Below are 322 nucleotides of genomic sequence, written 5' to 3' on the forward strand. Positions count from 1 at the left end.
TGCCGCCGGGCCGTCCCAAGGCAAAATGCGCCCCCTCGGGGGGCAGCAAGCCGAAGGCGCGGCGCGGGGGCATTTTCTGCCGCCGCGCCGTCCCAAGGCAAAATGCGCCCCCTCGGGGGGCAGCAAGCCGAAGGCGCGGCGCGGGGGCTTCTTAAAAGCCCACGGCCTGCCCGTCGCGCCGGCTATCGCTGGCGGCGACGTAGCCCAGCTCGTTGTCGCTTTCGGACATGCGCCAGATGAACTGGCCCGCCCCGAAATCCATGTAGGGATCGTCGACGGACTTCAAAGCATGCCCGAGGTCTTTCAGGCCCGCAATGGTGGA

General features: G+C 68.6%; 1 pseudogene. It reads right to left on the reverse strand.

The features are described from left to right. Positions 1–151 precede the first annotated feature (151 nt). Positions 152–322 (reverse strand): annotated as a pseudogene (locus tag ACN6PJ_RS26645) (gamma-glutamyltransferase); the annotation flags it as partial.

Origin of the sequence: Achromobacter sp. (assembly GCF_050285585.1) — a bacterium.
GTDB lineage: Bacteria > Pseudomonadota > Gammaproteobacteria > Burkholderiales > Burkholderiaceae_B > Achromobacter.